Raw genomic sequence first — 26641 nt, 5'->3', positions numbered from 1 at the left:
ATGGATTTCAGGAAGACGATCCAGGAGCGTAGAAGCATCCGCAGGTTTCATTCATCCCCCGTGGACCAGGAGCTGGTGTTCACATTGCTCTGCGAAGCGCGGCAGCTGTATTCGTCCGGGGAAGCCGCGGCTTTTCGTTGCGTGTATGCGGGAACGGCGGATTCCAGGGAACGTCTGGCTGCCTGCATGCTGGAGCCTTTGGTAAAGAACAGGCTGGTCAAATGGCTTCCGGAGAAAGTGAGGGATTTTGTTCGGAAAAGGGTGACCGATATTCCGGGCCATCTCGCCGTCATTGCTGTCACAGGTCCGGACAGGAGAGAAAGCGACATGAATTATGCGGCAGTTTGCGGGATCATGCAAAATTTTCAGCTTCTTGCCTGGCAGCGGCGGCTTGGAGCGCTGTGGGATACGGAACCGATGATGCAAAGCAAAGAATTGTTCCATCTGCTCAATATGAGCCCGGAAGAAAGGCTTGTCGGCATTTTTCACCTCGGATACTTCGACAAAATTCCGAAAGCCAGGGCAAGGACGCGAGCGGAAAAGAAATGGACCGTTTTATCGGGAGGAGAGGGACTTGTTGAATGATGCCAAGAGCGGTTCCAAGGGGGGCCATTCACTAAGTTACAGCGATAAACCCGTTTCCGAAAGTTATGTGCTGGACTTATTAAATGTTGCCGTATGGGCTCCGAACGACGGCATGCGGGAGCCTTGGCGGTTCATATACATAGGTTCCGGCAGCGCAGGCCTCATGTCCGGGTTGCAGGATCAGGCTCCAGCCTATCTGGTATTGGTCATCAAAGAAGATCCTGACCTTCATAAAAGGGAAGAAGATTTTGGGGCGGCCAGCTGCCTTATGCAAAATTTTCGTCTGCTTGCGCGGGAGGGCGGCCTGCATGTCCGGATGACGATGAATGACTGGATTTACGACGGAGCTTATGCGGGGCGTTTGGGTGTTCAAAAAGACGAGAGGATCGTTTCTGTGCTGGAACTGGGCTATATTGAACCAACGTTTGAACCTGTGGCGGCGGGTATACCGGACTTTACCTTTGAGTTGTTGTAAGATTGCTATCGGGGTTCGGAGTTCGAGTCCTGTTGGCCGCTTCGATCGAAATAAGGCTCGCAAACGGCTGTTGTAGCTGTTTACGAGCCTTTTGGCATGTTCCGTTTGGACTTCCGGTCAACTTAGGTTAAAATCCGTCTTTACTTTTTCTCGGCGAATGGTATATATTGTTAGTAAGTTAGTCGAATGACTAACTATAGAAAAAGGAGAGCATATACATGGCTAAACCGAATGTCGTTTCCAAGCAGGAACTGATCGAAGCGGCCAAACAATGCATCGTGGAACAGGGCTTGGAGAAATTGACCTTAAAAATGGTGGCGGAACGCATCGGCGTCACGCAAGGAACGGTGTATTACCATTTCCAGACCAAAGACCGGCTGATGCTGGACGTCGTCAAAGATGTTTGCGAACGCTCATGGAATGAGTTCTCTGCTTTGCAGACCAAGGAGTTTGTCGTGTCGGAGGCGCTGGGAGCGGCAAAAGAACGGGGAGGGCCCGATTCCTTTTTTCACCGCTTGTTTCTATCGCTTGTCGTGTTCAGCCTGAAACATGAAGAAACGAGAAAGGAGCTGGGCGCCCTGATTTCGTTCGAAAACGGGGTACTTGCGGATCGGCTGCGGCACCTTGCGGGCGCGGAAAATCCGCAGCCTTCAAGCGAAACTTCCGGAAGCGGGGACCGGCCGAAAACGGATCCGCCGAACGGCGAAACTACGCGCCGCGGCCGTCAGGAAGCCGAATCCGGAACAGACGATGCGGATGATCGTCTTATGGGCATGTCGTTCGAGGTGTGGGCCGTCGTCATTAACGCCATCTTTGACGGCTTGGCCGTGCATAGCCTGGTTTCTCCCGCGCTGGACCGGAATAAAGTGTTTACCGAACTCGGCCGATTTTTTGAGCGTTTGCTGCGGGAAGCAAAACCCGAATAGTTTTGGACAATTCCGTGTGGAAAGGAGCTTTTGGCATGTTTTCTGAAAAGATGGGGCTGACGCTGCTGTTTTCGCTGCTGGTTTGGCTGGGGGCGACGCTGTTTTTCGTCTTTTTCGGACCGCTGGTGCTGGTCAGCCCGTACCGGCAACACTTTTTGCCGCCGTTTCTTTTGCTGGAGGTCGCGACGGGCGTCGTGCTGTACGTCGTATTTGTCCTTTTTCGCCGACTCGATCCGAGTCCCTACGCGGCCGTAAGGCTTGGCGTGGTGGGCAGCGCCGTCGGTTTAATCCTGGACACGTTTGTGATATGGAACAAGGGCGTCTTTTTTGCGGGGTTGCCCGATGAACAGCTGCTGGCCTTCGTCATTTGGATGGCGTTTGCTTACGGGTTGTATTTGCTGCTGCCGCTGCTGACGGGCAAAAAGGGGACGCCGTTTTGAGAGGAGCCAAGGACGCATGCTGCGGAGCAGGGACGATATTTTACGGGATATAACGGAATTAATTTTGCTTCATCAACAGGGGAAGCTTGGCGGCGAGAAGATGCCCGAGGACGAACACCCGCCTCTGGATCCATCTTCGGCGGCCAACTATCATTATTTTACGCTGCCGATGGCGCTGAATTACCAGCGGAATTCGTATGCGCTTTGGGAGAGCGCTCACCGGACGTTTAACGATCCGGACACGATGGACGTGTTTGATCCGGCGGCGGCCGCTGCCATGGACGCGGAGGAGCTGCGGGAAAAGCTGCTGAAACATAAGGTCGCGCTTCAACCGAACAAGCAGCCCGCCGTCTGGCGGACGCTGTGCGTCACGATCATGGATCAGCTGGACGGGGACTTGCGGAACCTTTTCCGCCAAAACGGGAATTCCGTCCGCCGGATCAAGCAGCATATGATGCAGCATAAAAAAAGCTTCCCCTATCTGGGCGGCGACAAAATCATGAACTACTGGCTGTACGTGATGAAACAGTACACGGATGCTGACTTTCCGGATCGGGAATGCATTACGGTGGCGCCCGACACCCATGTCCTTCAATCCAGCGCCAAACTCGGGATCATAACGGAGGAGGAAGCGGCCGGCCCGAAGGCAAGGGAGCTTGCGGCTTCCAGATGGGAAGAGATGCTGCAGGGCAGCGGGCTGTGCCCGATCGACATTCATACGCCGATGTGGCTGTGGAGCCGGAGCAAATTTGCGGCGCCGGTTTAGAAATGTCGGCATCACATTTTGAATCGAAGTATGGTGCTTAAGCCCATCGCGAGATTTACGATGAAAAAATACACGCAAGGCTAAGCTAAAAAAGTTAACGGTCATCTCCTTGCGGGGGTGGAGGTCGGTCTTTCTAACGGAACGGGTCCGAGCCCTTTTGCGTAATGTCTCCCGATACTCCGTGCTTCTCATCATCCTGCGAATGCATGAGCTGGTGAGGATAGATTGGTATTAGGCTGCCTGCGGGAAGACCTTGGCCGAGTCGTAAACTTCGTCGCTCTTGGCCAGACCAACAAGCAGGCGGGCGACTTTACCGCACAGTTTCATGATAGACTTCATCCGCTTTATTTTCTTTCCGTCAACATTATGGTGGTGCAAAGCCCTAACATCCGGATTGGTCATCACCATGCACATCGTCAAGAGATAAAGAAAATGCCTGAGACGTGGGCGGCCGCGTTTGCTAAGCACCATTTTTCCTCGCCATTTCCCGGAACTTGCCTCAGCTAGATTAAGGCCAGCATGCCGCAATAGCGCATTTCCGTGTGCATAACCGCTTAGATCACCAGCTTCACCGAGCACACCGGCTAGGCTCGTTGCATTTACACCTCGTATTTCAAGCAACTTTTTGGCATAGGGAATTCGTTCGAGGATGAGATGAAGTTCATGTTCAATCTGCTTCAACTGACGTTGTGCTAAGTCATATTCCTCAAGCAGTTGACCCAAGTGAAGCTTGTAGGCGTGAAGTGCCTGTGTGGTTCCAACACTGCATTTTGCCAGTGCAATGAGTTGTTCAGCACGTTTAACACCAGCATGACGTTTTACATATTGCTTCCAACCGGCAAGGACTTGTTCCGTATCTAGCCGACTGATTTCTTTCGGTAGAGGAAAGAGTCTGAGAGTTGCGATTGCACTGGTACAAGTAAGGATTTTAAAGACCTGGCGAAGTTCAGGGAAAACAATATCCACCCAGCGATGAATCTGATTAACCGCAGCGTTGAGGCGTTTGGTAACCGTCTCTCGATTTGCCATTAGAATACGCAATTCCTCGTAGTCTTCGGGATGAAAACGAACAGGGGGAGTAGTACCCATTTTTGATCATGTCTGCAATGACTAGTGCATCCTTGTGATCGCTCTTAGACGGTGTATTATCTCGGTTTTCTTTATTCTTTTTGACGAGATGAGGATTCACCAGAACGGGCTCTATACCTTGATCGAGAAGCCAACGTGCAAGACTAAACCAGTAGTGGCCGGTAGGTTCCATGCCAACGATAACGCTGCTAAGTTTGTAGGTTTTGAGCAGATCTCGGATCCACCGCTCGAACAGATTGAACCCTTCACGATGGTTACCAAACTCAAGTGGCGCTCCTAAAGATCCCGTGCAAACAAGATCGTACGCCATTTAATATTTTACTGGTACTTTTCGAGCTGTATGACGAAAGAATTAAAGTTCCCGAAATATGCTCTAAATATAATATCTGAACTAGTTAAGAAACTTCACAACGCTATCAAGCGCATTAAAGGGGATTCCTCATAATGAAGAACTCAACTCTGACGAAACGAGTCAAGAATAGAGTTATATAGATATTTACAATAATATCCTTTAATGTTATTATACATAGTATACATTCAAAATATGGATGTATATAAAAATATTACTGGAGGGGATTGTATCGTGAATCTTAAGTCCGTTTTCAAAGGAGCAGTGTCATCTGCTCTGGCAGTTGGTCTAATTACTGGAGTTAGTACTTTACCGTCTTTTGCGCAGTCAACTGAAAGTTCGTCGGAAAATTATGAAACTGAAAGTGGAGTAATTAAACCTTATGACATGGATATTACAAAAGGCACTCATTCAGGGGGAGCATTTCAGGCTACATACAAATTATCAAGTGCTAATGGGAAAAACGTAAACTTCTGGGTTAATAACACTGGGAAAGTAAGTGTGAAACTTACAATTAATGGAGGTTATGAAGCCACTTTCGCACCAGGTAAGAGTGGCCACATTAGTGCTCCAGTTGGTTACTTCGCTAGCGAATATAACTTTAAAGCTGTACCAACGCCGAACGGTGGTGATATTAGTATAGAATATAAGATTGCTCAAAGAGATTGAGAAATTCCTTGAATAGAAAAGCCGACTTTCCTGTACGTTAAGGAAAATCGGCTTTTATTAATTTAGGTATTTATTTTCCTAGCTTTCATCTATGAGCATTTTGTATAAGACTTCTCAAGTCTAGTACGTACTCTTTTTACTCTATGTCTGCACTGAATTACCAAATTACCATCTCGGATTCAGGAACCTTATAAAAAACTAAAAAATATCTTCAAGCATCAAATTTAATCTCTTTGAGCAATACGATAGTCTATACTAATTTCACCACCATTAGGCGTTGGTACAGCTTTAAATTTATATTCGCTACTTAAGGAACCAACTGGAGCACTAATGTGGCCACTTTTACCTGGTGCGAGAGTTCTTTTCTGATCTCCATTTATTGTGATTTTTACACTTACCTTCCCAGTATTTTTAATCCAGAAGTTTACTTTTGCCCCATTACTCTTTTTTAATGGGTATTTAGCCTGAAATTCAGTTCCTGAACGACTTCCACTTGTAAGAAAAGGTTTTATTACTCCACTTTTAGTTGCATAATCTTTCGACGAACTTTCAGTCGACTCCGCAAAAGCAGGTATAATACTAGTTCCAGCAATTAGACATACTGCCAGAGCAGTTGATACTACTCCTTTGAAAACGGACTTAAGATTCACGATCAAGCACTCCTTATTAAATTTATTTGTAACTATTCCGCCTATAGATAGTTACCTTTTTAAAATTACATGTCTGTACATTCCTGTTTCCGTAGAGGTAGTTCCGTAACGGAGTGCCTCTATTTGTGCTGTCTATCAAATAAGAACGTAACAGGCTGAACAGTTTTTTAATCCTAGCAACACAAATTCTTCTGTAATATTTTCGTATTAATTCATATTTTAGATATATATTACATTTAATCATATGGTAAAAAAGTACCAATATTAACTTTTTTTGATCTGAATTTCGAGTCTGGCTGCTGACGAACTAAACCGTTTCGCTATATATTGCTGATTGAATATAAAATAAATCGCATCGTTAAAAGGATTACGCCCACTCAAACAATTGTCAATTGAAGAATAAGAACAAGATGACTCGAATGACATTTGCAACGCATTTACGAGAGATATGAGTAAGACAATGGGCCTTCTGGAGTCGTGCACCGACGAAGAGATAAAAACAAGCCGGATTCTCCTTAGTGTACGGATTATTCGGCTTGTTTGAATAAATTTTCGCTTAACGTACGTTTTTTCGCATTTTGTTGGCGGTCAGAAAAAACCTAGTTGATGCTTCAATGTTATTTCTCATTTGCTGTCTATTAAGGCTCAGTTTAAGGATGAATATCTCTAAATAGTGTATGGAATATTAAGAAGAAAACTTTCGATAAGGATGCATGTTATGAAGAGATTGTTGATTTTCTCAGTAGCTGTTTTTATTGTTATTGCTTTCAATGTTTCAGTGGAAGCTGAGCCTGAATATGCAAAATGGGGTGCAATTGCAGTGAACGAAACACAAAAACGATTTAAAGCGGACATAATTGACTATAAGCATATTGGTCGTATCGAATTAACTCCAAAAAAATCAGAAGAGAAGTTCAAACTATGGCTCAGAAACAAAGAAGGTAATGAGTTCGGATTGTATGTATCTATCCAATTTGATCCGTCAACAGATTTAATCTATTCGATTCGGTTTTCTGAATCTAATCAGTGAGATAGAGAACCTCGCTTTATTCAGCTAACAGAAATTGGTTCTCTTTAGGGGCTGATTTTTTTTGTAATGACCTATCCTAGATGTAATAATGATGGGTTCTTTTGAGGGGAATATAATTTCTTGAGTGATACTTGGATCAATTGTGAAGTAACCCCATGAAGTTAGACAGGTATATCATTTGGTGATTTATTTGGCATCAGTTCGGTACTGTACCGGGCTCATGCCTTTTAGTTTTGCCTTAATGTTATTGTAATAATCGATATATTAGTAAGTCTTGTGGTCGCGTGGCTTGCGCTCGCCAACAATTTGCCGAAGTGGCAACTAAAAAGCAAAAAAAGTCGAGTTTAGGGACAAATGTAACCCTAACTCGACTTTTTTTAAATCTAGTGTCTGTCTCAGTTGAACCTCACATGGCGGTTTGCCATGGGAAGCATAGAAAAAGGCGAGAATGACACGCACGGCTGCATAGGCAGCGGATGACCGGGGCGTACCTCTTCTCGCCGTTTCCTACATTTTATGATCCAATCATAGGTTCTACACTTTCACCCGTAACATCAAAATTTGATGATGCCAAATACAAAGTCGCTAAATTAGCGACTTTGTATTTTTAGATAATTGTATTTGACTTAACATACATTTCCAAATAGTACATATAACGTAGATACAGACCGGGTAAAAAAGTACTGACATGATACTGTCAAAGAATGATGCCGATTTTATTCCTCCTGGTGGATGACACTGTGCCACCAAAAGTAGAATATTCCCTAACTGAACAGGGAAAAAATTATCCACTATCATCGATTCTTTAAGACATGGGGAAAGTCCATTACTTCAGTTAATTCAAGTGATTAATTGAAGGCAGTGGGTTGAACGTCGAATGTGAAATCACGACAAGATTATTCATTTACAAGAGAGCCTCAAACTATTGAGTTATGAAATTACATATGAATAATTACGAAATATCAGTTGCATTTCAGAGAAAGAAGACATACAATAATGACCATGTTAGTGATTGATCAATTACTAAACATCTATATTCAAATAACAGCCAAGTGACTTATCTTGAGGTGCGTGTCGTGTCTATATCTCACTGACTGATTTACTGGTTTTTTAAGAGACCAGACGATACTTGCGGGGAGGAAAGGCTTGTCTGTCATGTCTTGGATCAGGCGGTATTAACTATGTTCTGGTCGAGGCATGCGCTAGTTTTCAGTAATTGTAATTGATCAATCAATAACATAACAATATGAAACACAAAATGAGAGGAGATATCTCTATGAATCATTTGATCGTGTATGCCCATCCGAGAAAAGAAAGCTTTAACCATGCTATTTTGGAAACTACCGTTCGAAGCCTCCGTCAAAAAGGACACGAGATCATCGTCCGCGATTTATACGCTATGGAGTTCCAGCCTGTCATTAGCAGCAGCGAGATACTAGGCGGCGTAGGTGAAGACATTGAGCAGGAGCAGGAGTATCTGAAATGGGCTGAGGTGATTATCTTCATCTATCCGATCTGGTGGACCGGACTGCCAGCAATCGTCAAAGGCTATATAGAGCGGGTTTTTACTTACGGGTTTGCCTATCGTTACGTGAGTGGCGAGCAATTGGGAATGCTAAAAGGTAAAAAAGCTGTAATTATTAACACACAAGGGAAATCACATGCCCAATATGCAGCTAGCGGTATGGACAAAGCTTTAATGTTGACATCTGACAAAGGAATATTTGAATATTGCGGCATGGAGGTACTGCACCATGTATTTTTCGAGTCCGTGCCGAGCTCCGACGAGGCGACGCGTACGGCGTGGCTGAAACAAATCGAGGAGGTAGCGGGCAAAGCGTAAACAATATGATATTAGACATTATAATTAAACAACGCATCTCTTGATGCTTTCACTGTTTGATCCAATATGTAATGGAACAATGGATATGGCTGTAGACAGTCCTGTCGAGGGACAAGAACTTGTTCCGATTGTCAATTAGAGATTGCTCTAGGCATTAAAAGAGATAAGACAACTATCATTTCAATAGTTGTCTTATCTCTTTCGTATTAATTTTCACCAAGAATTTTAGTTGGATCAAGCCCTGGAGGGAATATTTCTTCAAAATGGTCCTTTTTCTCATAGAAATTATACCAAGCTTCAGCAATAACATCCGGGTCCCCTGCTGTTCCGGGTTGTATCATGGCTCCGATTGAAAGATGTCCGACAAACACACCTTTTTCTTTCAACGCATTGTGCAGGTTTGCGGCATAATTACGAATACCAGCCCCAACGATTCCGGCATTCCCGGCATAAGGTATAGGGAATATAGTAGATACGCCTGTTGTAAATAAAATTGCACCAGAACCGTTATTTATCATATCCGGTAGAACCTCATTAACGGAAAGAACGCCAGCCAGCAAATAGCTCTTCATAATATCTAATACACTTTGAGGCGTAGTTTCCAGCACGTGTGTGAACTTATCCTCCCTGGCATAGGGGCTAAATTCTAGTACATCAATCGAACCAAACTCTTTTTTAGCTGCTTGAATGGCTTGTTTTAAAGCAGCTAAGTCCGTAATATCCGCTACAAAAGACTGCGTTTCAATATTTAGTTTTCTAAGTTCACTCTCGAAAATGGCTAATTTCTCAGGATTACGTGCAATGGCCACTACCCTAAAACCATTCTTTCCAAATTTTTTCCCTAGAGACAAACCTAATCCAAGACCTGCACCAACAATGACAATAGTTTTCATTTTTCGTTAGCTCCTTATCTATGATATATTAAAAGAAACATGTGTTGCTTTAATGAAAACTATACAGCCAAAGGCTTAATGCAACAATCAACAACCCTGTGCGAATGTTGCTATAGCCACAAGAATAATAAATTGTTGGGTTAGAGGTGAAGGAAATGGCCACAAAAGCAAGGAATATACGAATGACACAAACGAAACAATCATTGATTAATGCTTTTTTCAATTTGGCTTCTAAAAAGGATTTTGAAAAAATTACAATAGCGGATATAACAAGGGGAGCACAGGTTAATCGGGCTACATTCTATGCACACTTTAATGATAAATACGATTTAATCGATTTTATTATGGGGGATTTCGCCTCAGCCTCTATCGAAAAGCATACTTCAGGTGTTGTGAAATTCGATCTGGATAGCATACATCAACTCATTTTAGCGGTATCTGATTTTTATCAACAACCGAACATTGAATGTCGCAGCAGCTATGGTGGCTTGGTCCTACCGCAAATGAAAGAAAAAATACTAAATGAATTGAAGGCATATTTATCGAAGAGTTTGGAACAAATGTATACCGATAACGAAAAGAACATGTTTGTATCGATTTTTGCGCAAATTATTCATGAAGGTGCATTGCAAATGACTCTTGGTAATCACACCATGAAAAAGGAAGAAGTAGCTAATAAGATTTCTTTATTTGTAGTTAATGGATCTCAGTCTTTCGAGGGGGCGTTACGTTAACAGGGAGCGTAGTTCTAAATATAGTCGTCTTATTTTTCTTTATTCACGGTACAATTTGCTGTACCGGTCTGTTCGGAAACGGCGAGGCTGTGCAAATGTTGACGGCCGGCATGGCTGTCCGTGGTGTAATGGACCCTTGACCCATGCTGATCGATCTTGATGGGTAGCATCCGGCATTGGCCGGGCTTTCCTGGAAGGTGAAATATAAAGTATTAGAGAGCCAATGTTTCTATTGTGTTAGCAGGCAAAATTCTTTGCGTTGTCCGTTAATTGCTTTCTCACTGGCGCGAAGATATTTCTAGATCATAACATTATTTCTTCTTTTTGGTCGACGGCATGGTTCCCAAGCTTTACATCAATTAAAAAATCATTATTCAGCATCTGGCGGTAACGGGGAATAATATCGCTGTCTGGCCATAGCTTTAAACAAACCCACCGTAGAGGTTGGACGCCTTCGGTGGGTTCTTCGTTAAGCTAATTTAACTTAACACCCCGTGGGTTTCCACAGCTTTCTGTCATTGGAGTCTTTGTCGTTCCCGTGGCGAAGGCTCTGAAACGATTTAGGATAAAATCAAGGATTTCTCTCTCAGTTGAATATTATCCGGATGGAGTTCCATTACTAAACGGACTTCCATCTTGGGGAGGAATTACTGGAAGGACTATCGAGAAAGGATCCTCTATGCTTTGAAGCTTTTGTTGAAAAGTATTCGCGTTATATAGCCGCTGTAGTAGCAAAAGTGGCAGGGGGGAGATTTATCCTTATGACGTGTAGGAGGTTACGAGCGATGTTCTCGTAAAGTTGTGGACAGACGGGCCAAAAATCCAGCTACGTGGGGATCGGCTGAAGCCATATTTGGCTGTAACCGCTCGTAACCATACCCTGAATGCGCTACGGAAAAAAAGCGAGTATCTTGAAGAAGCGTTGGAACATGATTACATAGTTTACCCTTCCGCGGAAGAACTGGCAATGATACGGCGCGAAAGGGATGAGATAAACGACTTGGTAAGGAATCTGGGAGAGCCCGACCGTGAAATTTTTATCCGCAGGTATTTTTACTTGGAGAAAGTCCGAGATATTGCCCTAAGGCTGGGTATGCAGGAGAAAGCTGTAACCGCCCGGATTCACAGAGCAAGGGAGAAACTACGCATCAATCTGGAGACCAGAGGTCCGTAGGAGTTTCATCATCAGCGGTGTCTGTTAAGATGAGGCATAAAAATAAGGAAAGGACGGATGCCAGGTGAAACGTCGAATTATAGATATCTTCGCTCACTTCTACAATCAGGAAGAGAAGCATTTCCTCCTCACGGAGGAAGAGGAGCGTCAACTGACACAGGAAATCGATCTTGATCGAGTAAGAAAGGCCATCCTGCAAAAGGATGGTCCCTAAAACTTGCCGTTACAAACAGCGCGGTGAACTTGATCATAAACAGAGGGGAATCGTGGGAAGGAAACGTTCTTTCTGTAAGCTAAATAAAACCACCATTAACGCAGAGTGTTTCATTTAAGTATTTTAACGATACAACTTTGACCGTTTCCATTCATGTTCCCCATCAAGATGGCACAGTGGAAAAAATGCAGCAGCTGTTAATTGATTATCAAGGCCAGCATTCAGGGCCGCTTGAATCTTCTCAAAGAGTTTAGTATGAGGCAACCGGTCTTTTTTAGACATGAATCAAGACACCCGAGTGGATGCCTTTTGATTTCGCATTATAGGTGATACGCTGAACCGTATCACAAATAACGGTAAAATTATGAATTATGTAAGGGTTAAAAACTCATTGTTCATGGGGAGCGGTTTGCCAGCCACATTATAGAATTCTTTCTTCGCCGGATTTTTTCCGGAACCCCCTTGCCCTCCTTTTGGGCCTATCTGCAGAAAAAGCTTCTATTATCTCACTAAAAACATTATATAGATGGGAGGCCATTTACAGGGGCGAAAATTGAATAATTTGTAGAATTATATATTAAGTATTAGTATACTTAATATGAGTTAGTACATAAAGTAAAGGATGAGTCAAAATTAAGAATGAACCGCTATATCAACAAATAAAGAATAAAATTAAAGAACAAATACAGTCCGGAAAGCTGCGAGTGGGTGACCGTGTTCCCTCCGAAAAAGAGTTAACAGAGATATATCATGTTAGTCAGATTACGACCAAAAATGCACTTGTTGGTCTAGCAGAAGATGGAATAGTAGAAAGAATTAAAGGAAGAGGAACGTTTGTTTGTGAGAGCTACCTTACATCTTCGATGAATCAACATGATAAGTCCGATAGGTTAATAGGGCTTATAGTACCTAGTATGAAAACCAAAATTGAGCAAGAATTCGTCAATTATATTGAAAAATATGTTTCAAAGAATGGATATGGTCTAATTATAAAAATAACAAGAGAATCTCAATTTGAAGAAGCAAATGCAATAGAGGTATATAAAAAAATGAAAGTAAAGGGAATGATCATTTTTCCTACTGAAAAAGAGAATTATAACGAAGAAGTGCTAAGACTTTCATTGGATAAATTTCCGTTTGTGTTAATTGATAGATATTTGCAGAATGTTTTAACTTATAGTGTGTCTTCAGAAAATGAAAATGGAACCCTTGAAGCAATTTCATACTTACTAAATAAAGGACATGAGAATATTGGACTAGTATCTCCGATCCTAACAAATACGGTTACTGAAGAGAGGGCTAAGGGTTTTGAAGATGCGTTTTTAAAGCGGAAAACCACAATTAATAAAAATCTTTGGTTAACGTTAGAATTTAATGAGATTTCTCCAAATAAAACTCCAAAGTTAATTAAAGAATTTCTATTGACTAAACCTGCAATGACAGCAGTGTTTACAATGAATGCTGAACTAGCTGTGTACACCCATTTAGCTATAAGTTTACTTAAGAATGAAACAGGTAGAGATATTGAATTAATAACATTTGATCCAACGGGAATATCCGGAATTTCGTTTATAAAGCAGGACATTGAAGAATGTAGTAAAAAGACAGTTGATCTCTTATTAGAGCAAATTGATGGTATATATAATCCTAGAAGAATTTATGTGCCTGTTAAACTTAACCTGTGTGAAGTTCCCTCTGAGTAATAAATTGATAAAATCCCACTTTGACATAATCTATATCAAAGTGGGATTTTATTTTTTTGCCATCTCTTTTTTCTACTATATTTATAAAATATATGATCACATTAGAAAAGGTATATTTTATACTAAATTTAATATATTAATGTTAAATCTATTGATGTAAAGTATGTTGTAAGCACTTTCAAGAGTTGAATGTACTTCGTGCTATTACAAGTTCCATTAAAGGAGATAAGTGGAGAGATGGAAAAAAGCATACCAAGAAAAGAGTATCCCCGGCCACAATTTGAAAGAAAACAGTGGATGAATTTAAACGGGGAATGGAATTTTAAATTTGATCAAGAGGATAGAGGTGAAAAGGAAAAATGGTATTTAGATCCACACTTTGATAAAAAAATTATTGTTCCGTTTACATATGAAACAAAAGCTAGTGGCATTGGAGAGGAAGTATTTTGTCCGAATGTCTGGTATCAAAAAAGCATTACTATTCCTAGTGAATATGAAAAAAAGAAAATGATTCTTCATTTTCAGGCAGCTGATTATATAACAAAGGTATGGGTAAATGGAACATTTGTTGGTAAAAAGAAGGGTGGGCAAATCGCTTTCTCATTTAATATAACTGATTATTTAGGTGAGAAGAATGAATTAAATATAGTCGTGAAAATTGAAGATAGCCAAAGTTGTTTTCAACCAAGAGGAAAACAAAGATGGTTGGAAAATAGCTATGAATGCTGGTATGTTCAAACAACTGGAATATGGCAAACTGTATGGCTTGAATTTTTAAATGAAGCACATATTGAAACGGTCAAAATAACACCTGATATTGATAAAGAATCAGTTGAGCTTGTGTATGAGGTTTCAGGTGACACGAATCAGTCCTTGGTGTTAGAGACGTCAATATCATTTAAAGGTGAGCAAGTAAAATCGTTCGAACTCACCGTAAGTCGTCCAGTACAGACTATTATTACGAATATTGCGAGTGAATTTCATCATTGGAGAGTCCTCCATTGGAGTCCTCAATCCCCAAATTTATATGATATTGAATTTACTTTATATATGAATGGAATAGAAGTAGATAGTGTAAAGTCATATTTTGGAATGAGAAAAATTTCTATTGAAAACGGAAATGTATTGCTAAATAACATTCCAATCTATCAAAAACTTATTTTAGATCAAGGGTATTGGAGGGAATCACATTTAACGCCCCCTTCTGATGAAGCAATTATTGAGGATATAGATAGAACGTTAGAGATGGGTTTCAATGGTGTAAGAAAACATATGAAAGTGGAGGATCAACGTTTTCTATACTGGGCGGATCAAAAAGGATTACTTGTTTGGTCTGAAATGGCTGCAACATATGAATTTTCAGATGAGGCTATTCAAAATTTCACAGAAGAATGGATAGAGGTTGTTAAACAGCATTATAATCATCCGAGTGTCATTACATGGACGCCTTTTAATGAATCTTGGGGTATTAAAAATATTTATACGGATCGTAAACAACAAACGTTTACAGAAGGAATCTATTATCTTACTAAAGCTATGGATAGTATGCGACCTGTTATCGTAAATGATGGATGGGAGCATACGATTTCAGACATTATTACTTTACACGATTATGAGGAATATGGTGATAAATTTTTAAATCGTTATAAAAATAAAGAAAAGATAGTTAATAATGAAATAGCTTTTAATCATTCTAAGCATGCTATGGCACAGGGGTATAAATATAATGGTCAGCCTATCATTATAAGCGAATATGGTGGGATTGCGTTCGATTCAGAAAAAGGTTGGGGATATGGAAACCAAGTAAAGAGTGAAGTTGACTTTTTACATCGTTATGAATCTATTACCCAGGGAATTAAAAATACACCATATATAACCGGGTTTTGCTATACGCAACTAACTGATGTGCAACAAGAGATTAATGGATTATTGAATGAAGATAGAGTACCAAAAGTAGACTTAAAGGAAATAAGAACAATTAATAATAAATAATTTCAACATTTAAAGGAGAAGTTGATGGTATTGCGACTAGAATATCCTCGGCCACAATTCGTAAGAAGCGAATGGGTTAATTTAAATGGCGAATGGGACTTTGAATTTGATGATCAGAATATAGGGTTAGATGAGAAATGGTTCGAAAAACATAAGGAATACACACAAAAAATAAATGTACCTTTTGCTTTTCAATCAAAGCTTAGCGGAATTAATGACTCTTCGTTTCATGATTGGGTCTGGTATCGTAGAGAATTTGCCATACCTGATACGATGGTTGGGAAACAAATCATTATGCATTTTGGAGCAGTAGACTATCAGGCAATGGTTTTTATTAATGGAAAACTTGTAGGTACTCACGAAGGTGGACACACTCCATTCTCATTTGACATAACGAATTATTTAATAAGTGGAATTCAGTCGGTGGTTGTGAGAGTCGAAGATCCTTCTATAGAGGAAACGATTCCAAGAGGGAAGCAAAATTGGCTTGATAAGCCAGGCGGGATCTGGTATACGCGAACTACTGGAATTTGGCAAACGGTTTGGCTAGAGGCAGTAAATAAAACTCATATAAAGAAGTTGAAATTTACTCCAGATATTGATAATGGTGACATTATTATAGATGTTGAATTATCAGGTGACTATGGTGAGAAAAGCCTTGAAATCGATATCACTTTTGAAGGAGAAAATGTAGCTAAAGATACAATAATAATAACGGATGGTTACTTAAGACGATCTATTAATTTATATAACAGAAAAATATTCAGAACCGGTTTTCATGATGTTGGGTGGAACTGGACTCCGGAAAAACCAAACTTATTTGATGTGAATATTCGTATGAAAGAACAGGATCAAATTCTGGATGAAATCAGCTCTTATTTTGGCATGAGAAAAATTCATACAGAAAATGGGATGGTCTATCTAAACAATAAGCCATACTATCAAAAACTAGTACTTGATCAAGGGTATTGGCCAGAGGGTTTACTGACTGCCCCAACTGAACAAGATTTAAAAAAGGATATCGAACTTTCAAAAGAAATGGGATTTAATGGATGTAGAAAACATCAAAAGGTAGAAGATCCATTATTTCTGTATTGGGCAGATAAATTAGGTTTCCTGGTTTGGGGTGAATGTGCGTCAGCTCCATCTTACAGTGAAGATGCTGTTGCACGTCTGACAAATGAATGGATTGAAATAATAAATCGAGACTACAATCATCCGTGTATTGTAACTTGGGTTCCTTTGAATGAGAGTTGGGGTGTTCCTCTCATATGTAATAATGAACAACAAAAGCACCACTCGGTAGCAATGTATCATTTAATACATTCACTTGACACAACAAGGCTTGTAATTTCAAATGATGGATGGGAATTAACAAAAACAGATATTTGCGCAATCCATAACTACAACCATGGGCAATTGAATGAAAATGAAAAATACAATGAGTTTCGAAATGCACTACTGAATAAGGAAAATTTACTTAACTCCAGACCAGCAGGGAGGAGGATATATACAGAAGGATTTAACCACTGTGGTGAGCCCATTCTATTAACAGAGTTTGGCGGAATAGGATTTAAACTTAATAATGAAAATGGCTGGGGTTACACTACGGTTAAGAATGAGGAAGAATATCTAGCTGACTATGAACGTGTTATGAAGGCGGTATATGAATCTAATTCATTACATGGCTACTGTTATACACAATTAACAGATGTTGAACAGGAGATTAATGGTATATTGATGTACGATCGTACTCCAAAGTGTGATTTAAAAAAGATTCGAATAATTAATGATATGTGGCATGTAAGTATTGTAAATAGTTAATACAATCCACTTTTAATTATGAAAATAGTGGGGAAACAAGATTTTTAGTTGGTAGAAAAGAAATTTAATGTGAAGCGAGGAGAATCGAAATGAGAAAAAAAGTGGTTTCAATGTTTTCTGTAATTTTGGTGTTATTAGTTGCTTTAACAGGATGCGGTACAACTTCTTCAAGTTCTGGCACAGCTAAAAACGAGATTCTATATTGGAATCCGTTTGTAGGTCCTGATGGTGAAAATATGAAACAAATTGTAAATGAATATAACAAGACAAATCCAAAATATAAGATAAAAAATGTATCATATAAAGATTCCGATATGTATAAAAAGATTCCAACTGTGGTGAACTCAGGAAAAGGGATTCCTGATCTAACCATTGTGCATGCTGAAAGAATTAAACAATTTGTTGATAATGATTTATTAACACCATATGATAATCTATTGGCTAATTATCCTGAAATTAAATCAGAAAACTATGTACCAGCAGGATGGAATATTGGTGACATTAATGGAAGTAGATATAGCGTGCCGTTAGACGTGCACAGTTTTGTTATGTATTACAATAAAGATTTATTAGAAAAATATGCACCGAATGCGCTTGATGATAATGTAATAACTTTTGATGAAATAAGAGCAGCCGGAGAAAAATCCAAAAAAGACAATATTACCGGAGTTGGTATAACTTGGACAAGACCGATTTTCTTATCCATTTACAATCAACTTGGCGGCGATATCACTAGTGATGGTGAAACACCAACTCTTAATACCCCAGAAGCTAAGGAAGCACTACAATTATTAAAAGGTCTAGTCGATGACAAAATTGCTAACAAGGATGGGGAAGATCCTGCTCAGTTATTTAAATCCGGTAAAGCTATATTTTATCCTGAAGGTATTTGGATGCAAAACAGTTTAAATGAAGCGAAAAATTTAAATTGGGGTTTAACTATTTTCCCTCAAATTTCACCTGATAAAATTGTGAACTGGACATCGTCTCATCAATTTGTCATGTTTAACGATAAAAATCGCTCAGAAGAGAAAACAAAGGGTATCATGGATTTCATTGATTACGTTCGAGAAAACTCTCTTCCATGGGCTCAAGCAGGGCAAAATCCTGCTGCATTAGCGATATTAGAAAGTCCAGAATATAAAAAATTACCACAAGCTTTCCTAATTGAAGATCCTGAATTACAGAAAACTCTCAAAATCTTCGATTATAAGTACAATGGCTTTGCAGCTGAAGAAATTGATAAATTGGTAGGGGACGCTATTTATGGAAAATTAGATATTGACAAAGGGTTGAAAACTGCTCAAAAAGCTGTTGAAGATAAGATAGCAACAAATAATAAAAAATAATCATATAGGAAATTAGTGGATATTATAGAGAAATCCTTATAAGTGAATATGGATTTCTCTTTCTATTCGATAACTAAAGAATAGGAGTTAAAATATATGATAAATGCTGGTGGAAAGAAATATAGAAAAAAACGATTGAATTTCTCTCCCTATCTTTACATTGGTCCACATCTCATTTTATTTACTATTTTCTTTTTAATCCCCACCTTATATGGTATTTATATATCCTTTACCAACTGGGATTTAATAGGTAATCCAGAATTTGTGGGATTTTCCAATTACACTGAAATATTATTTAACAAAGATTCTACATTTTATGAACAACTGCGTGTTGGACTCGGAAATACATTCAAATTTGTGCTTTTCACAGTTCCAGCTTGTATCATTGTTCCATTACTTTTAGCTGCAGGTCTTAATACGAAACCCAGGGGGTTTAAGTTTTTTCAGGTATTATTCTACATGCCTACATTGTTCTCAGTTTCAGCAGTAATGATTATATTTTCAATGTTATTTAGCGTTTCTTTTGGACCGATTAATCATTACCTGAATGTTGAGACAAACTGGTTAGCTACTCAACCATACGCATGGATTACATTAGTTGTTGTAACGGTGTGGTGGACAATCGGTGCAAATCTGATTATATATCTGGCAGCTCTTAACGGTGTTTCAAAAGATATATATGAAGCTGCATCAATAGATGGAGCAAATAGCATACAAAAGTTTTTTAGAATTACTCTCCCTAGCATAAGAGCTCAAATATTATATACTCTTGTGATTACAACAATTGCGCAATTTAACGTATATGGGCAACCACTCATGCTAACAAAAGGTGGACCTGCGAGCTCAACCTCAGTGCTATTAATGTACATTCAAGAAAACGCATTTGGTTCTGGAAATTCTATTGCAGGTATTGGATCAGCAATGGCTGTAATCCTTGGTTTATGTATTATGGTTGTTTCAGCGATACAATTTATCTTTTTAAGACAACGCGACTAGGAGGTGCTTTTTCCTTGGAGAAAAAAACAGTTTCAAAATTTGTTTCTATCATCTTTATATCAATAATGGCACTGATTTGGGTAATTCCACTATTGTATACATTCTTTTCTTCATTTAAAAGTGAAGCTGACATTCAATCAAATGCCTTCACGCTACTACCAATTAATTGGGTTATTGATAATTATCAAGATGTTCTTTTTAAAAACACAAGTGCTCCAGTAGCTAAATGGTTTATGAACTCGTTAACTATATCGGTATCACATACGGTGTTGGTTTTAGTCATTGTTTCATTGGCTGGTTACGGATATTCAAGAATGAAGTTCAAGGGAAGAAATGCTATCTTCGCCTTTTTAATGGCATCAATGATGTTTCCGGCAGTTGTAAACCTTATTCCACTCTATAAAATTATTGATACTTTAGGGTGGGTAAATAACTTTTTGGCAGCGATTGTCCCAGGCTCGGCAGCAGTTTTTAATATTTTTCTAGTGAGACAATTTATGCAAGGGATTCCTATTGATTTCGATGAATCTGCAAGAGTGGATGGTGCTTCCGATTTTCAAATTTTCACTAAGTTGATTTTACCGTTAATAAAACCAGTACTGACTGTTGTAGCGCTCTTCACATTTACAGGCTCATGGAATGACTTTTTATGGCCGACAATTGCATTTAATGATATTGAAAAAATGCCAATAACTCCAGGTTTACAATTGCTACAGGGAATGTATGCACTTGATATTGGTCACGCTTTAACCGGGGCATTGATAGCTATTTTACCAACATTTATTCTTTATTTATTTACACAAAAGTATTTCATGGAATCGCTTTCCTTGTCATCAGGAGTTAAAGGGTGATAGGGCATATTCAATAATAATTCTAGCAATTGCAAAAAATAAATCAATATCAAAGCTAGCAAACGATCAGGTGCAAAATGAATAGGGAGGGGATTTTTTTTTGAAAAAGATCTTTATGATGGCGTTTATAGCTATTTTTATTTTATCCGCCCCATCAACGTCCTTGGCCTATAGTAATCCATTTCAATTACCTAATTCGTGGACATGGAATACAGGCGTGTTTTATGGAGAAGGAGATCCCTTTATTTTAAAGTATAACGGTACCTATTATCTATATGTTAGTACCGTAGATGATAAGAGTGGAGTAAAAGCTTGGAAGTCAGAGGATTTGGTGAATTGGGAGTATCAAGGCTTAGTTACGGAGGAACCTACAACGAAAGCTGCATATGCACCAGAGGTTGTTTATTGGAATGGTGAGTTTTATATGTATACATCGCCTGGGGGAAATGGGCATTATGTGTACAAAAGTTCTGACCCGTTGGGTCCATTTGTGAAGCAAACAGAAAACCTGGGCATGGGTATTGATGGTCATGTGTTTATTGATGATGGCGGAAAATGGTATTTTTACAGTACAGGTGATAAAAGAATTGATGCACGTCCCATGTCGGATCCATATACCTTTGGTAAAGCATTTGACACTGGAGCAAAAATGAATGGTTGGACTGAAGGACCAACCATGATTAAAAGGAATAGTAAATATTATATGACCTATACAGGAAATCATGTATGGAACAAGGCGTATCGTGTCGACTATGCAAGTAGTGAAAGTCCGATTTCCGGCTTCTCTCATAACTTTGATCAAAATCCAATTTTGCTAAAGACTGAAGGGGAGAATGTGGGGCTAGGGCATAATTCAGTCGTTAGAGGACCTGATCTGGACTCTGAGTATATCGTTTATCACAGCCATGCAAATCCTGGAAGATATTTGAATCTGGATCGGATTGCATGGAATGGGGATAAAATGCTCGTTCTTGGTCCCACTAGCACAGAACAGCCTGACCCGGACTTACCTGATTTCAGTGAACGCTTTACCCAGTCTTCATTCGCAAAAAATTGGCAAAATATAGGCGGTGGAAGTTGGGGTATTACATCAGATATGTCTGGATGGCTTCAACAGTCAACAGTTGATAACACTAATTTATTTAAACAATTCACAAAGGAATCTACAACTTTTGATTACACGGCAGAGTTTAATATGAAATTAATTAAAAAAGGGCTGAGTAATGATCCTTACTTTGGTGCTATTTTTTCCTATAAGGATGAAAACAATTATGGTTTAGCTGTATTAAATCCTAATAAAAACCAACTAGAAACTAGCTTTATCGTAGATGGAGTTGAGCTAAAGAAGGAAGTAACAGACCTACCAGAAGACTATGATTATTCTAAGCTTCATCAAATTAGAGTAGAAAAATCATCTTCAACATTTAAGGTTTTTGTTGATGGAATGCATAAACAAACATGTGAGGTTGCAAAGCTGGATGGAGGGAAAATTGGTTACGCAACATCTGATATTCATGCCGCATTTGGTTATACTGCTTTTAGCAATAAAGTGAACGGAAGTAATGTGTTTGATGCGTACAAACCTTTACCGGGAAAGATTGAGGCAGTACATTTTAATTCAGGTGAGGAAGGCGCAGCCTATCATGATACAACCACAGAAGATGCTAATGGTAAGTATCGAAAGGAATCAGTTGATATAAAAACAAATTCCGAAGGTGGGTATAAGGTAAGCTTGAACGATGCCGGGGAATGGTTGAATTACAATGTTAATGTCGCAGCAGATGGTACTTACAATGTGGACCTGAGAGTATCCAAGTCAAGCGATCATGCACAAGTGAAACTGACGATAGATGGCTCGACTGATTTGACAGGTGTATTAAATATCCCAAAGACTGATGAATGGAAGACATTTTCCATTGAAGGTTTAGATTTACCAAAAGGCAAGCACACACTAAAACTTGTAGTTGTCAATGGAACATTTGACTTGTCTACGATGAATTTTCAAGAACATAAGCAGGTAAATGAAATTTCTTCAGATTTTAATAATGGAACAAGCGATGATTGGAACGAAATAGAAGGATTTTGGACTGTTAAAACAAATAAACCGAGTTCTTTTGATGCTTATAAACCAATACCAGGTTCAGTAGGAGCAGCCTACTATATAACTGGTGGAGAAGGGGTTGCTTACCATGATACAACCGCTGAAAATATTGGAGGTGCATTAAGAGGAGATTCTGTTGATATTCGAAATAACCCAAAAGGTGGTACGGCGGTTGGGTGGAATCAAACAGGAGAATGGTTTAAATACAATGTATCTATTAAAGAAACGGGTATCTATAATGTCCAAATAAATACTGCAACCACATTTAATGCGGCTAAGGTTCGATTATGGTTAGATGATGAAACAGATTTAACCGGCATCCTGGATGTTCCGAACACAGGGGATTGGAACAATTGGCAGCCTGTCATTAAAAGAGGTATTCATTTACCAGAGGGTGAGCATACGATTAAAGTTGAAATCGTAGAAGGAGAATTCGATTTTACTAGTCTTGATTTTTCGTCGTTTGCTATTCATAAGCCGGTGCCTGGAATCATTGAAGCTGAAGATTACAATCTCGGTGGTGAAGGTGTAGGCTATCATGATAACACTGTAGGAAATAGTGGCGAACGGTATCGTGATGATGATGTTGATATAAGAGCTGCTCTTGATGGTGATTACGCCGTAACTTCCAATCAAGCAGGAGAATGGCTGGCGTATGATGTAAACATTGAAGAAGAAGGCACATATGGTCTTGATCTACTTACTTCTGCAATTGAGGATGGAGGGAAAGTAAAGCTTTTATTAGATGAGAAAATTGACTTAACTGGAGAAATAAGCATCCCAAATACAGGGGATTGGAATAACTGGAGCAACGTTTCTTTAAAGAACATTTCATTACCAGCTGGAAAACACACTTTAAAGCTAATCACTCTGCAGGGTGGATTTGATATATCCAGATTCACACTTCATACGTTTGATAACTATAAGAAATTGCCTGGAAACATAATGGCTGCTGATTATATAACTGGTGGAGAAGGCGTTGCCTATCATGACAATTCTCCTGAGAATATTGGAGGCAAATATAGAAGGGATGCTGTAGATATTCGAAACAATCCTGAGGGTGGTTATAATGTTGGTTGGAATCAAGCAGGAGAATGGTTAAAATATAATGTCGATATTGAGAAAGAGGGAATTTACCAAGTAGCTATCAAAGTTGCAACAGAACTTGAGGGAAGTCAAATTAGACTTTGGCTAGATGATAAAGTTGACTTAACAGGTATCATTGATGTCCCTAAAACAGGAGGTTGGGATAACTGGGATAGTGTCATTATAGACAACGTATCATTACCAGTTGGACAGCATACGATAAAGGTCGAGATAGTGAAAGGTGAATTTGACTTAAGAAGTATTAACTTTACGTTAGAAAGCGGAAAAGAGCCGCCAGCAACTAAAGGGGAGTACAGCACAGCACCAGGTACCTTTGCAAAGTCTGTGATCGGAGATAGCAAATGGAGGGATTATACAGTAGAAGCGGATATTAACATTGGAGCTGGGACAGGTGACAGCGGGATCATATTTAGAGTGAATAATCCAGCCAATGGTATCGAGCTTGGTCAGAATAATCCAAACTTTATGCAAGGATATATTGCATATATTAATAAAGAAGGTCTTCATTTAGGGAAATTCAATTATAATTGGACTTACTTAAAGGGTTCAAAAATAAATGAACCGTTAAACACATGGCAGCATATGAAAGTGGAGGCGAAAGGTACAAATATTAAAATTTATGTTGGAGATATGAATACTCCTAAAATAGATTATACAGACAATAGCACCACCTCGTTTACTCAAGGAAAAGTGGGGCTTAGATCATACTATAATTCCACGAAATTTGATAACTTTATCGTAAGACCTATAGATATAACTCACGATTCAATCAACAATAATCTTGATATGATGTTAGAAGCGGGCAATGTTGCTCATAGCTTGTATAAAACACTTAGAAATAAGGTTGTTCAGTCAAAGCATCATTTTGATACAGGCAAATTTGCTCAATCTATTAAACACCTTAATGATTTTCGGGAATTTCTTGAAAAAGACAATCATTTATCAGAGGATGTAAGGGATGTACTTGAGTATGATGCTGTAAGACTGATGAAGAACATAGAGGATAAAAGTGAAGGGACTTAATGAATTATTCTTGACAGCTCAGCCTGTAGACCTGTTCCTTACGGAACTTTTTCTACAGGCTTTTTTGTCGAATAGGTAAAGAAGACAAGAACTTATACTCAAGTCGATTATGATGATTGTCTAATTTTAATCCGTATCATCAGCTTATTAAGCTAATTGGCAGTATAGTTAGAAAAAAGGAGAATATTAGTAACCACCGAATACTATAAATATATCTTAATAAATTCGGAGGCAAGGAGGTTGCTATTATGGCAGAAATAATCAAAATTAGAGGAAGCGTGTTTATCGGCGGTATGCTCTATCTGCCCCCAATTCAAGATCCGTCTACAGGCATGATTTATGAATATCAGGCGGATGCCAGGGAATTCACCCCATACGCAGTAAACACCGGGCGTTGCCGTGTGGAGCAGGAAGTCGTCATCGACTTCGTTAAGCAACGAATTACAACTTTTGCCGATACGGGTGTCACCGTGCTCAAATTGACAGCCTCAGACGGTTCCGTCGAATACAAACAAGGAAAATCGTCTACAGACGGTATTCGAGTAGAAGATGAAGTGTGGAACGGTGATTCGGTATCATTAACCATGCGAGCGAGTGCAAGCAATCCGCTTCGTCCTGATGCACCGACGGTAGACTACTCTCTGCAGATTACCGCGCATAAGGATGGCACCGTGCAGGTGAAGGGCAGCCATGATGGGTTTCCTTGCTTCGAGTTCTATAAACAATTGGATTTTGGGGATTTTCAACTCCTGTACGCCCATGACTTTCGGAAGACGGGAGATACTCCAACTGCAATGGCTGGGGATATGGAATATCATTTTGAAGCATGAGAATCAGAGACTTTTGGCCTTCAAAAGGATGGTACTATAAGCTTGGCTGCGGAATCGGGTCGGCTTCGGATGCGTCGGCGTCCAGGGAGCGATTGATACCGTAATTCGGGCGAATCCGGATTGCGTGCAGCTGAGCGTCGGACAAGCCCGCCAATATCAGCAAATTCCAGGGAAGTCGAAGCCCGGTCTCGTTCTGAGGACGGATGCGGCCAACATTTATGGAAAGGAGCTGCCGCGGCACTTGTTCAGCGAGTTGGTCGATCGGGCGATCTGGCATGCCGTGCGATTGGACGCAGTTGCCGTATGCGTCAATTTGCTGCTCCTTCCGGGCCAGCCGGAGCTGCATCATCAATGCGTCGCGAACATCTCCCGGCTGAAAACGGAATGCGAGCAATACGGCATTCCGCTCATGGTCGAGCCGCTGGTCATGCTGCCGAATGAAGCGCGCGGCGGCTATATGGTAGATGGCGACATCCATAAAACTACGGCGCTTGTCCGTCAGGGCGTCGAGCTCGGTGCGGATGTCATCAAGGCGGATCCTTGTGACGATGTATCAGAATATCATCGGGTGATTGAGGTGGCCTCCGGCGTTCCCGTGCTCGTAAGAGGCGGCGGCCGCGCAAGCGACGAAGAGATCGTGCATCACACGGCGGAGCTGATGAAGCAGGGCGCTGCCGGAATCGTATACGGACGCAATGTGATCACATCCGAATCCTGCCGGCATGACGGCTGCGTTAATGTCAATCGTTCATCAAGGCGCAGCGGCGGAACAAGCGCTTACGGTATTGAAGGGAGAACAGGCAAACACCTGACCGATCGATTCGCTACGGCAATATATCGGCTAATGAATGTTCAGTGAAAATAAAGTACTTTGAAAATAAAGTATTAGACTGAAAATTATCAAGACCTAAGCTAAAAAAATCAAATAATATAAGGGCTCTACATATTATGGATGACTAATATGTAGAACCCTTAATGTTTAACTATCTTTTCCTGTTAGCGATATAACTATAAGATTCTAAAGTACC

23 protein-coding genes and 2 pseudogenes are annotated in these 26641 nt (G+C 40.0%); 20 read left to right on the top strand and 5 right to left on the bottom strand.

Annotation, left to right across the window (positions count from 1 at the left end):
- The 5 genes from L6442_RS20065 to L6442_RS20045 all read left to right on the top strand — a co-directional run bounded on the left by L6442_RS20065 (nt 1) and on the right by L6442_RS20045 (nt 3192).
- The gene (locus tag L6442_RS20065) at nt 1-585 is read left to right on the top strand and encodes a nitroreductase family protein (RefSeq protein ID WP_212976809.1); all 585 of its coding nucleotides are present in this window, start codon (nt 1-3) and stop codon (nt 583-585) included.
- On the top strand, nt 578-1060 hold the full coding sequence (locus L6442_RS20060) for a nitroreductase family protein (protein WP_212976808.1): 483 nt from the start codon (nt 578-580) through the stop codon (nt 1058-1060). Before L6442_RS20065 ends, L6442_RS20060 begins: the two co-directional genes overlap by 8 nt.
- A gap of 218 nt (nt 1061-1278) precedes the next feature.
- Entirely contained in the window at nt 1279-1986 is a 708-nt protein-coding gene (locus L6442_RS20055; RefSeq protein WP_212976807.1) for a TetR/AcrR family transcriptional regulator, read from the top strand.
- Nucleotides 1987-2021: 35 nt separating this feature from the next.
- Complete coding sequence (locus L6442_RS20050; protein ID WP_212976806.1) at nt 2022-2426, top strand: hypothetical protein; 405 nt, start codon at nt 2022-2024, stop codon at nt 2424-2426.
- Nucleotides 2427-2442: 16 nt separating this feature from the next.
- The gene (locus L6442_RS20045) at nt 2443-3192 is read left to right on the top strand and encodes a hypothetical protein (protein ID WP_212976805.1); all 750 of its coding nucleotides are present in this window, start codon (nt 2443-2445) and stop codon (nt 3190-3192) included.
- Between the two features lie 231 nt (nt 3193-3423).
- Here the strand turns inward: L6442_RS20045 and L6442_RS20040 are convergent.
- A pseudogene (locus L6442_RS20040) lies at nt 3424-4564 on the bottom strand (IS110 family RNA-guided transposase); the annotation flags it as partial.
- Nucleotides 4565-4864: 300 nt separating this feature from the next.
- Between L6442_RS20040 and L6442_RS20035 the strand changes: the two are divergent.
- Nucleotides 4865-5299, top strand: coding sequence for a hypothetical protein (locus L6442_RS20035; protein WP_212976804.1), 435 nt, complete (start codon nt 4865-4867; stop codon nt 5297-5299).
- 224 nt (nt 5300-5523) lie between these two features.
- Here the strand turns inward: L6442_RS20035 and L6442_RS20030 are convergent, their stop codons facing one another.
- Nucleotides 5524-5949, bottom strand: a complete 426-nt coding sequence (locus tag L6442_RS20030) for a hypothetical protein (protein ID WP_212976803.1) — start codon at nt 5947-5949, stop codon at nt 5524-5526.
- Nucleotides 5950-6667: 718 nt separating this feature from the next.
- Here L6442_RS20030 and L6442_RS20025 point away from each other — a divergent pair.
- Nucleotides 6668-6979 (top strand): DUF3889 domain-containing protein, encoded by a 312-nt coding sequence (locus L6442_RS20025; protein WP_212976802.1) that lies wholly within the window; start codon nt 6668-6670, stop codon nt 6977-6979.
- A gap of 186 nt (nt 6980-7165) precedes the next feature.
- On the opposite strand, the pseudogene L6442_RS20020 reads toward L6442_RS20025, so the two are convergent.
- Nucleotides 7166-7243 (bottom strand): annotated as a pseudogene (locus L6442_RS20020) (IS3 family transposase); the annotation flags it as partial.
- A 1012-nt stretch (nt 7244-8255) separates the two neighbouring features.
- Between L6442_RS20020 and L6442_RS20015 the strand changes: the two are divergent.
- Nucleotides 8256-8822, top strand: a complete 567-nt coding sequence (locus tag L6442_RS20015) for an NAD(P)H-dependent oxidoreductase (protein WP_212976801.1) — start codon at nt 8256-8258, stop codon at nt 8820-8822.
- Nucleotides 8823-9028: 206 nt separating this feature from the next.
- Here the strand turns inward: L6442_RS20015 and L6442_RS20010 are convergent, their stop codons facing one another.
- Nucleotides 9029-9715: an SDR family NAD(P)-dependent oxidoreductase gene (locus L6442_RS20010; protein WP_212976800.1), complete on the bottom strand. Its 687-nt coding sequence runs from the start codon at nt 9713-9715 to the stop codon at nt 9029-9031.
- 155 nt (nt 9716-9870) lie between these two features.
- Between L6442_RS20010 and L6442_RS20005 the strand changes: the two genes are divergently transcribed.
- The 3 genes from L6442_RS20005 to L6442_RS19995 all read left to right on the top strand — a co-directional run bounded on the left by L6442_RS20005 (nt 9871) and on the right by L6442_RS19995 (nt 11837).
- Nucleotides 9871-10449: a TetR/AcrR family transcriptional regulator gene (locus L6442_RS20005; RefSeq protein WP_212976799.1), complete on the top strand. Its 579-nt coding sequence runs from the start codon at nt 9871-9873 to the stop codon at nt 10447-10449.
- A gap of 799 nt (nt 10450-11248) precedes the next feature.
- The gene (locus tag L6442_RS20000; protein ID WP_237100005.1) at nt 11249-11623 is read left to right on the top strand and encodes an RNA polymerase sigma factor; all 375 of its coding nucleotides are present in this window, start codon (nt 11249-11251) and stop codon (nt 11621-11623) included.
- Between the two features lie 64 nt (nt 11624-11687).
- On the top strand, nt 11688-11837 hold the full coding sequence (locus L6442_RS19995; RefSeq protein WP_212976798.1) for a hypothetical protein: 150 nt from the start codon (nt 11688-11690) through the stop codon (nt 11835-11837).
- A 123-nt stretch (nt 11838-11960) separates the two neighbouring features.
- Here the strand turns inward: L6442_RS19995 and L6442_RS19990 are convergent, their stop codons facing one another.
- Nucleotides 11961-12119 carry a hypothetical protein gene (locus tag L6442_RS19990; protein WP_212976797.1) on the bottom strand — a complete coding sequence of 53 codons (159 nt, stop codon included), beginning with the start codon at nt 12117-12119 and terminating at the stop codon, nt 11961-11963.
- A 350-nt stretch (nt 12120-12469) separates the two neighbouring features.
- On the opposite strand from L6442_RS19990, the gene L6442_RS19985 reads away from it, so the two are divergent.
- From L6442_RS19985 to L6442_RS19945, 9 genes are all read left to right on the top strand, one after another.
- A complete protein-coding gene (locus L6442_RS19985) occupies nt 12470-13540 on the top strand; it encodes a GntR family transcriptional regulator (protein ID WP_212976880.1) in 1071 nt (356 codons plus the stop codon).
- 237 nt (nt 13541-13777) lie between these two features.
- Nucleotides 13778-15532, top strand: a complete 1755-nt coding sequence (locus tag L6442_RS19980; RefSeq protein ID WP_212976796.1) for a glycoside hydrolase family 2 protein — start codon at nt 13778-13780, stop codon at nt 15530-15532.
- Nucleotides 15533-15556: 24 nt separating this feature from the next.
- Nucleotides 15557-17356 carry a glycoside hydrolase family 2 protein gene (locus L6442_RS19975; protein ID WP_212976795.1) on the top strand — a complete coding sequence of 600 codons (1800 nt, stop codon included), beginning with the start codon at nt 15557-15559 and terminating at the stop codon, nt 17354-17356.
- 89 nt (nt 17357-17445) lie between these two features.
- Entirely contained in the window at nt 17446-18705 is a 1260-nt protein-coding gene (locus L6442_RS19970; RefSeq protein WP_212976794.1) for an ABC transporter substrate-binding protein, read from the top strand.
- Nucleotides 18706-18801: 96 nt separating this feature from the next.
- The gene (locus L6442_RS19965) at nt 18802-19701 is read left to right on the top strand and encodes a carbohydrate ABC transporter permease (protein ID WP_212976793.1); all 900 of its coding nucleotides are present in this window, start codon (nt 18802-18804) and stop codon (nt 19699-19701) included.
- A 14-nt stretch (nt 19702-19715) separates the two neighbouring features.
- Nucleotides 19716-20552: a carbohydrate ABC transporter permease gene (locus L6442_RS19960; protein ID WP_280516424.1), complete on the top strand. Its 837-nt coding sequence runs from the start codon at nt 19716-19718 to the stop codon at nt 20550-20552.
- A gap of 100 nt (nt 20553-20652) precedes the next feature.
- Nucleotides 20653-24783, top strand: a complete 4131-nt coding sequence (locus L6442_RS19955) for a carbohydrate-binding protein (protein ID WP_237100003.1) — start codon at nt 20653-20655, stop codon at nt 24781-24783.
- Nucleotides 24784-25031: 248 nt separating this feature from the next.
- Nucleotides 25032-25613 carry a DUF3238 domain-containing protein gene (locus L6442_RS19950; protein ID WP_212976791.1) on the top strand — a complete coding sequence of 194 codons (582 nt, stop codon included), beginning with the start codon at nt 25032-25034 and terminating at the stop codon, nt 25611-25613.
- Between the two features lie 124 nt (nt 25614-25737).
- Nucleotides 25738-26472 carry a class I fructose-bisphosphate aldolase gene (locus L6442_RS19945; protein WP_237100002.1) on the top strand — a complete coding sequence of 245 codons (735 nt, stop codon included), beginning with the start codon at nt 25738-25740 and terminating at the stop codon, nt 26470-26472.
- The last annotated feature ends 169 nt before the right edge of the window (nt 26473-26641 follow it).

The sequence above is a fragment of the Paenibacillus azoreducens genome (genome assembly GCF_021654775.1).
In the GTDB taxonomy this organism is placed as follows: domain Bacteria; phylum Bacillota; class Bacilli; order Paenibacillales; family Paenibacillaceae; genus Paenibacillus_AQ; species Paenibacillus_AQ azoreducens.
The sequence above is the reverse complement of the archived record's forward strand: the minus strand, read 5'-3'. Positions and strand labels throughout refer to the sequence as shown.

Excerpts from the sequence above, each read along its gene's own strand:
- L6442_RS20065 (WP_212976809.1), top strand. The coding sequence starts at position 1 with ATGGATTTCAGGAAGACGATCCAGGAGCGTAGAAGCATCCGCAGGTTT.
- L6442_RS20055 (WP_212976807.1), top strand. The coding sequence starts at position 1,279 with ATGGCTAAACCGAATGTCGTTTCCAAGCAGGAACTGATCGAAGCGGCC.
- L6442_RS20050 (WP_212976806.1), top strand. The coding sequence starts at position 2,022 with ATGTTTTCTGAAAAGATGGGGCTGACGCTGCTGTTTTCGCTGCTGGTT.
- L6442_RS20045 (WP_212976805.1), top strand. The coding sequence starts at position 2,443 with ATGCTGCGGAGCAGGGACGATATTTTACGGGATATAACGGAATTAATT.
- L6442_RS20025 (WP_212976802.1), top strand. The coding sequence starts at position 6,668 with ATGAAGAGATTGTTGATTTTCTCAGTAGCTGTTTTTATTGTTATTGCT.
- L6442_RS20015 (WP_212976801.1), top strand. The coding sequence starts at position 8,256 with ATGAATCATTTGATCGTGTATGCCCATCCGAGAAAAGAAAGCTTTAAC.
- L6442_RS20010 (WP_212976800.1), bottom strand. The coding sequence starts at position 9,715 with ATGAAAACTATTGTCATTGTTGGTGCAGGTCTTGGATTAGGTTTGTCT.
- L6442_RS20005 (WP_212976799.1), top strand. The coding sequence starts at position 9,871 with ATGGCCACAAAAGCAAGGAATATACGAATGACACAAACGAAACAATCA.
- L6442_RS19990 (WP_212976797.1), bottom strand. The coding sequence starts at position 12,119 with ATGTCTAAAAAAGACCGGTTGCCTCATACTAAACTCTTTGAGAAGATT.
- L6442_RS19980 (WP_212976796.1), top strand. The coding sequence starts at position 13,778 with ATGGAAAAAAGCATACCAAGAAAAGAGTATCCCCGGCCACAATTTGAA.
- L6442_RS19975 (WP_212976795.1), top strand. The coding sequence starts at position 15,557 with ATGGTATTGCGACTAGAATATCCTCGGCCACAATTCGTAAGAAGCGAA.
- L6442_RS19970 (WP_212976794.1), top strand. The coding sequence starts at position 17,446 with ATGAGAAAAAAAGTGGTTTCAATGTTTTCTGTAATTTTGGTGTTATTA.
- L6442_RS19965 (WP_212976793.1), top strand. The coding sequence starts at position 18,802 with ATGATAAATGCTGGTGGAAAGAAATATAGAAAAAAACGATTGAATTTC.
- L6442_RS19950 (WP_212976791.1), top strand. The coding sequence starts at position 25,032 with ATGGCAGAAATAATCAAAATTAGAGGAAGCGTGTTTATCGGCGGTATG.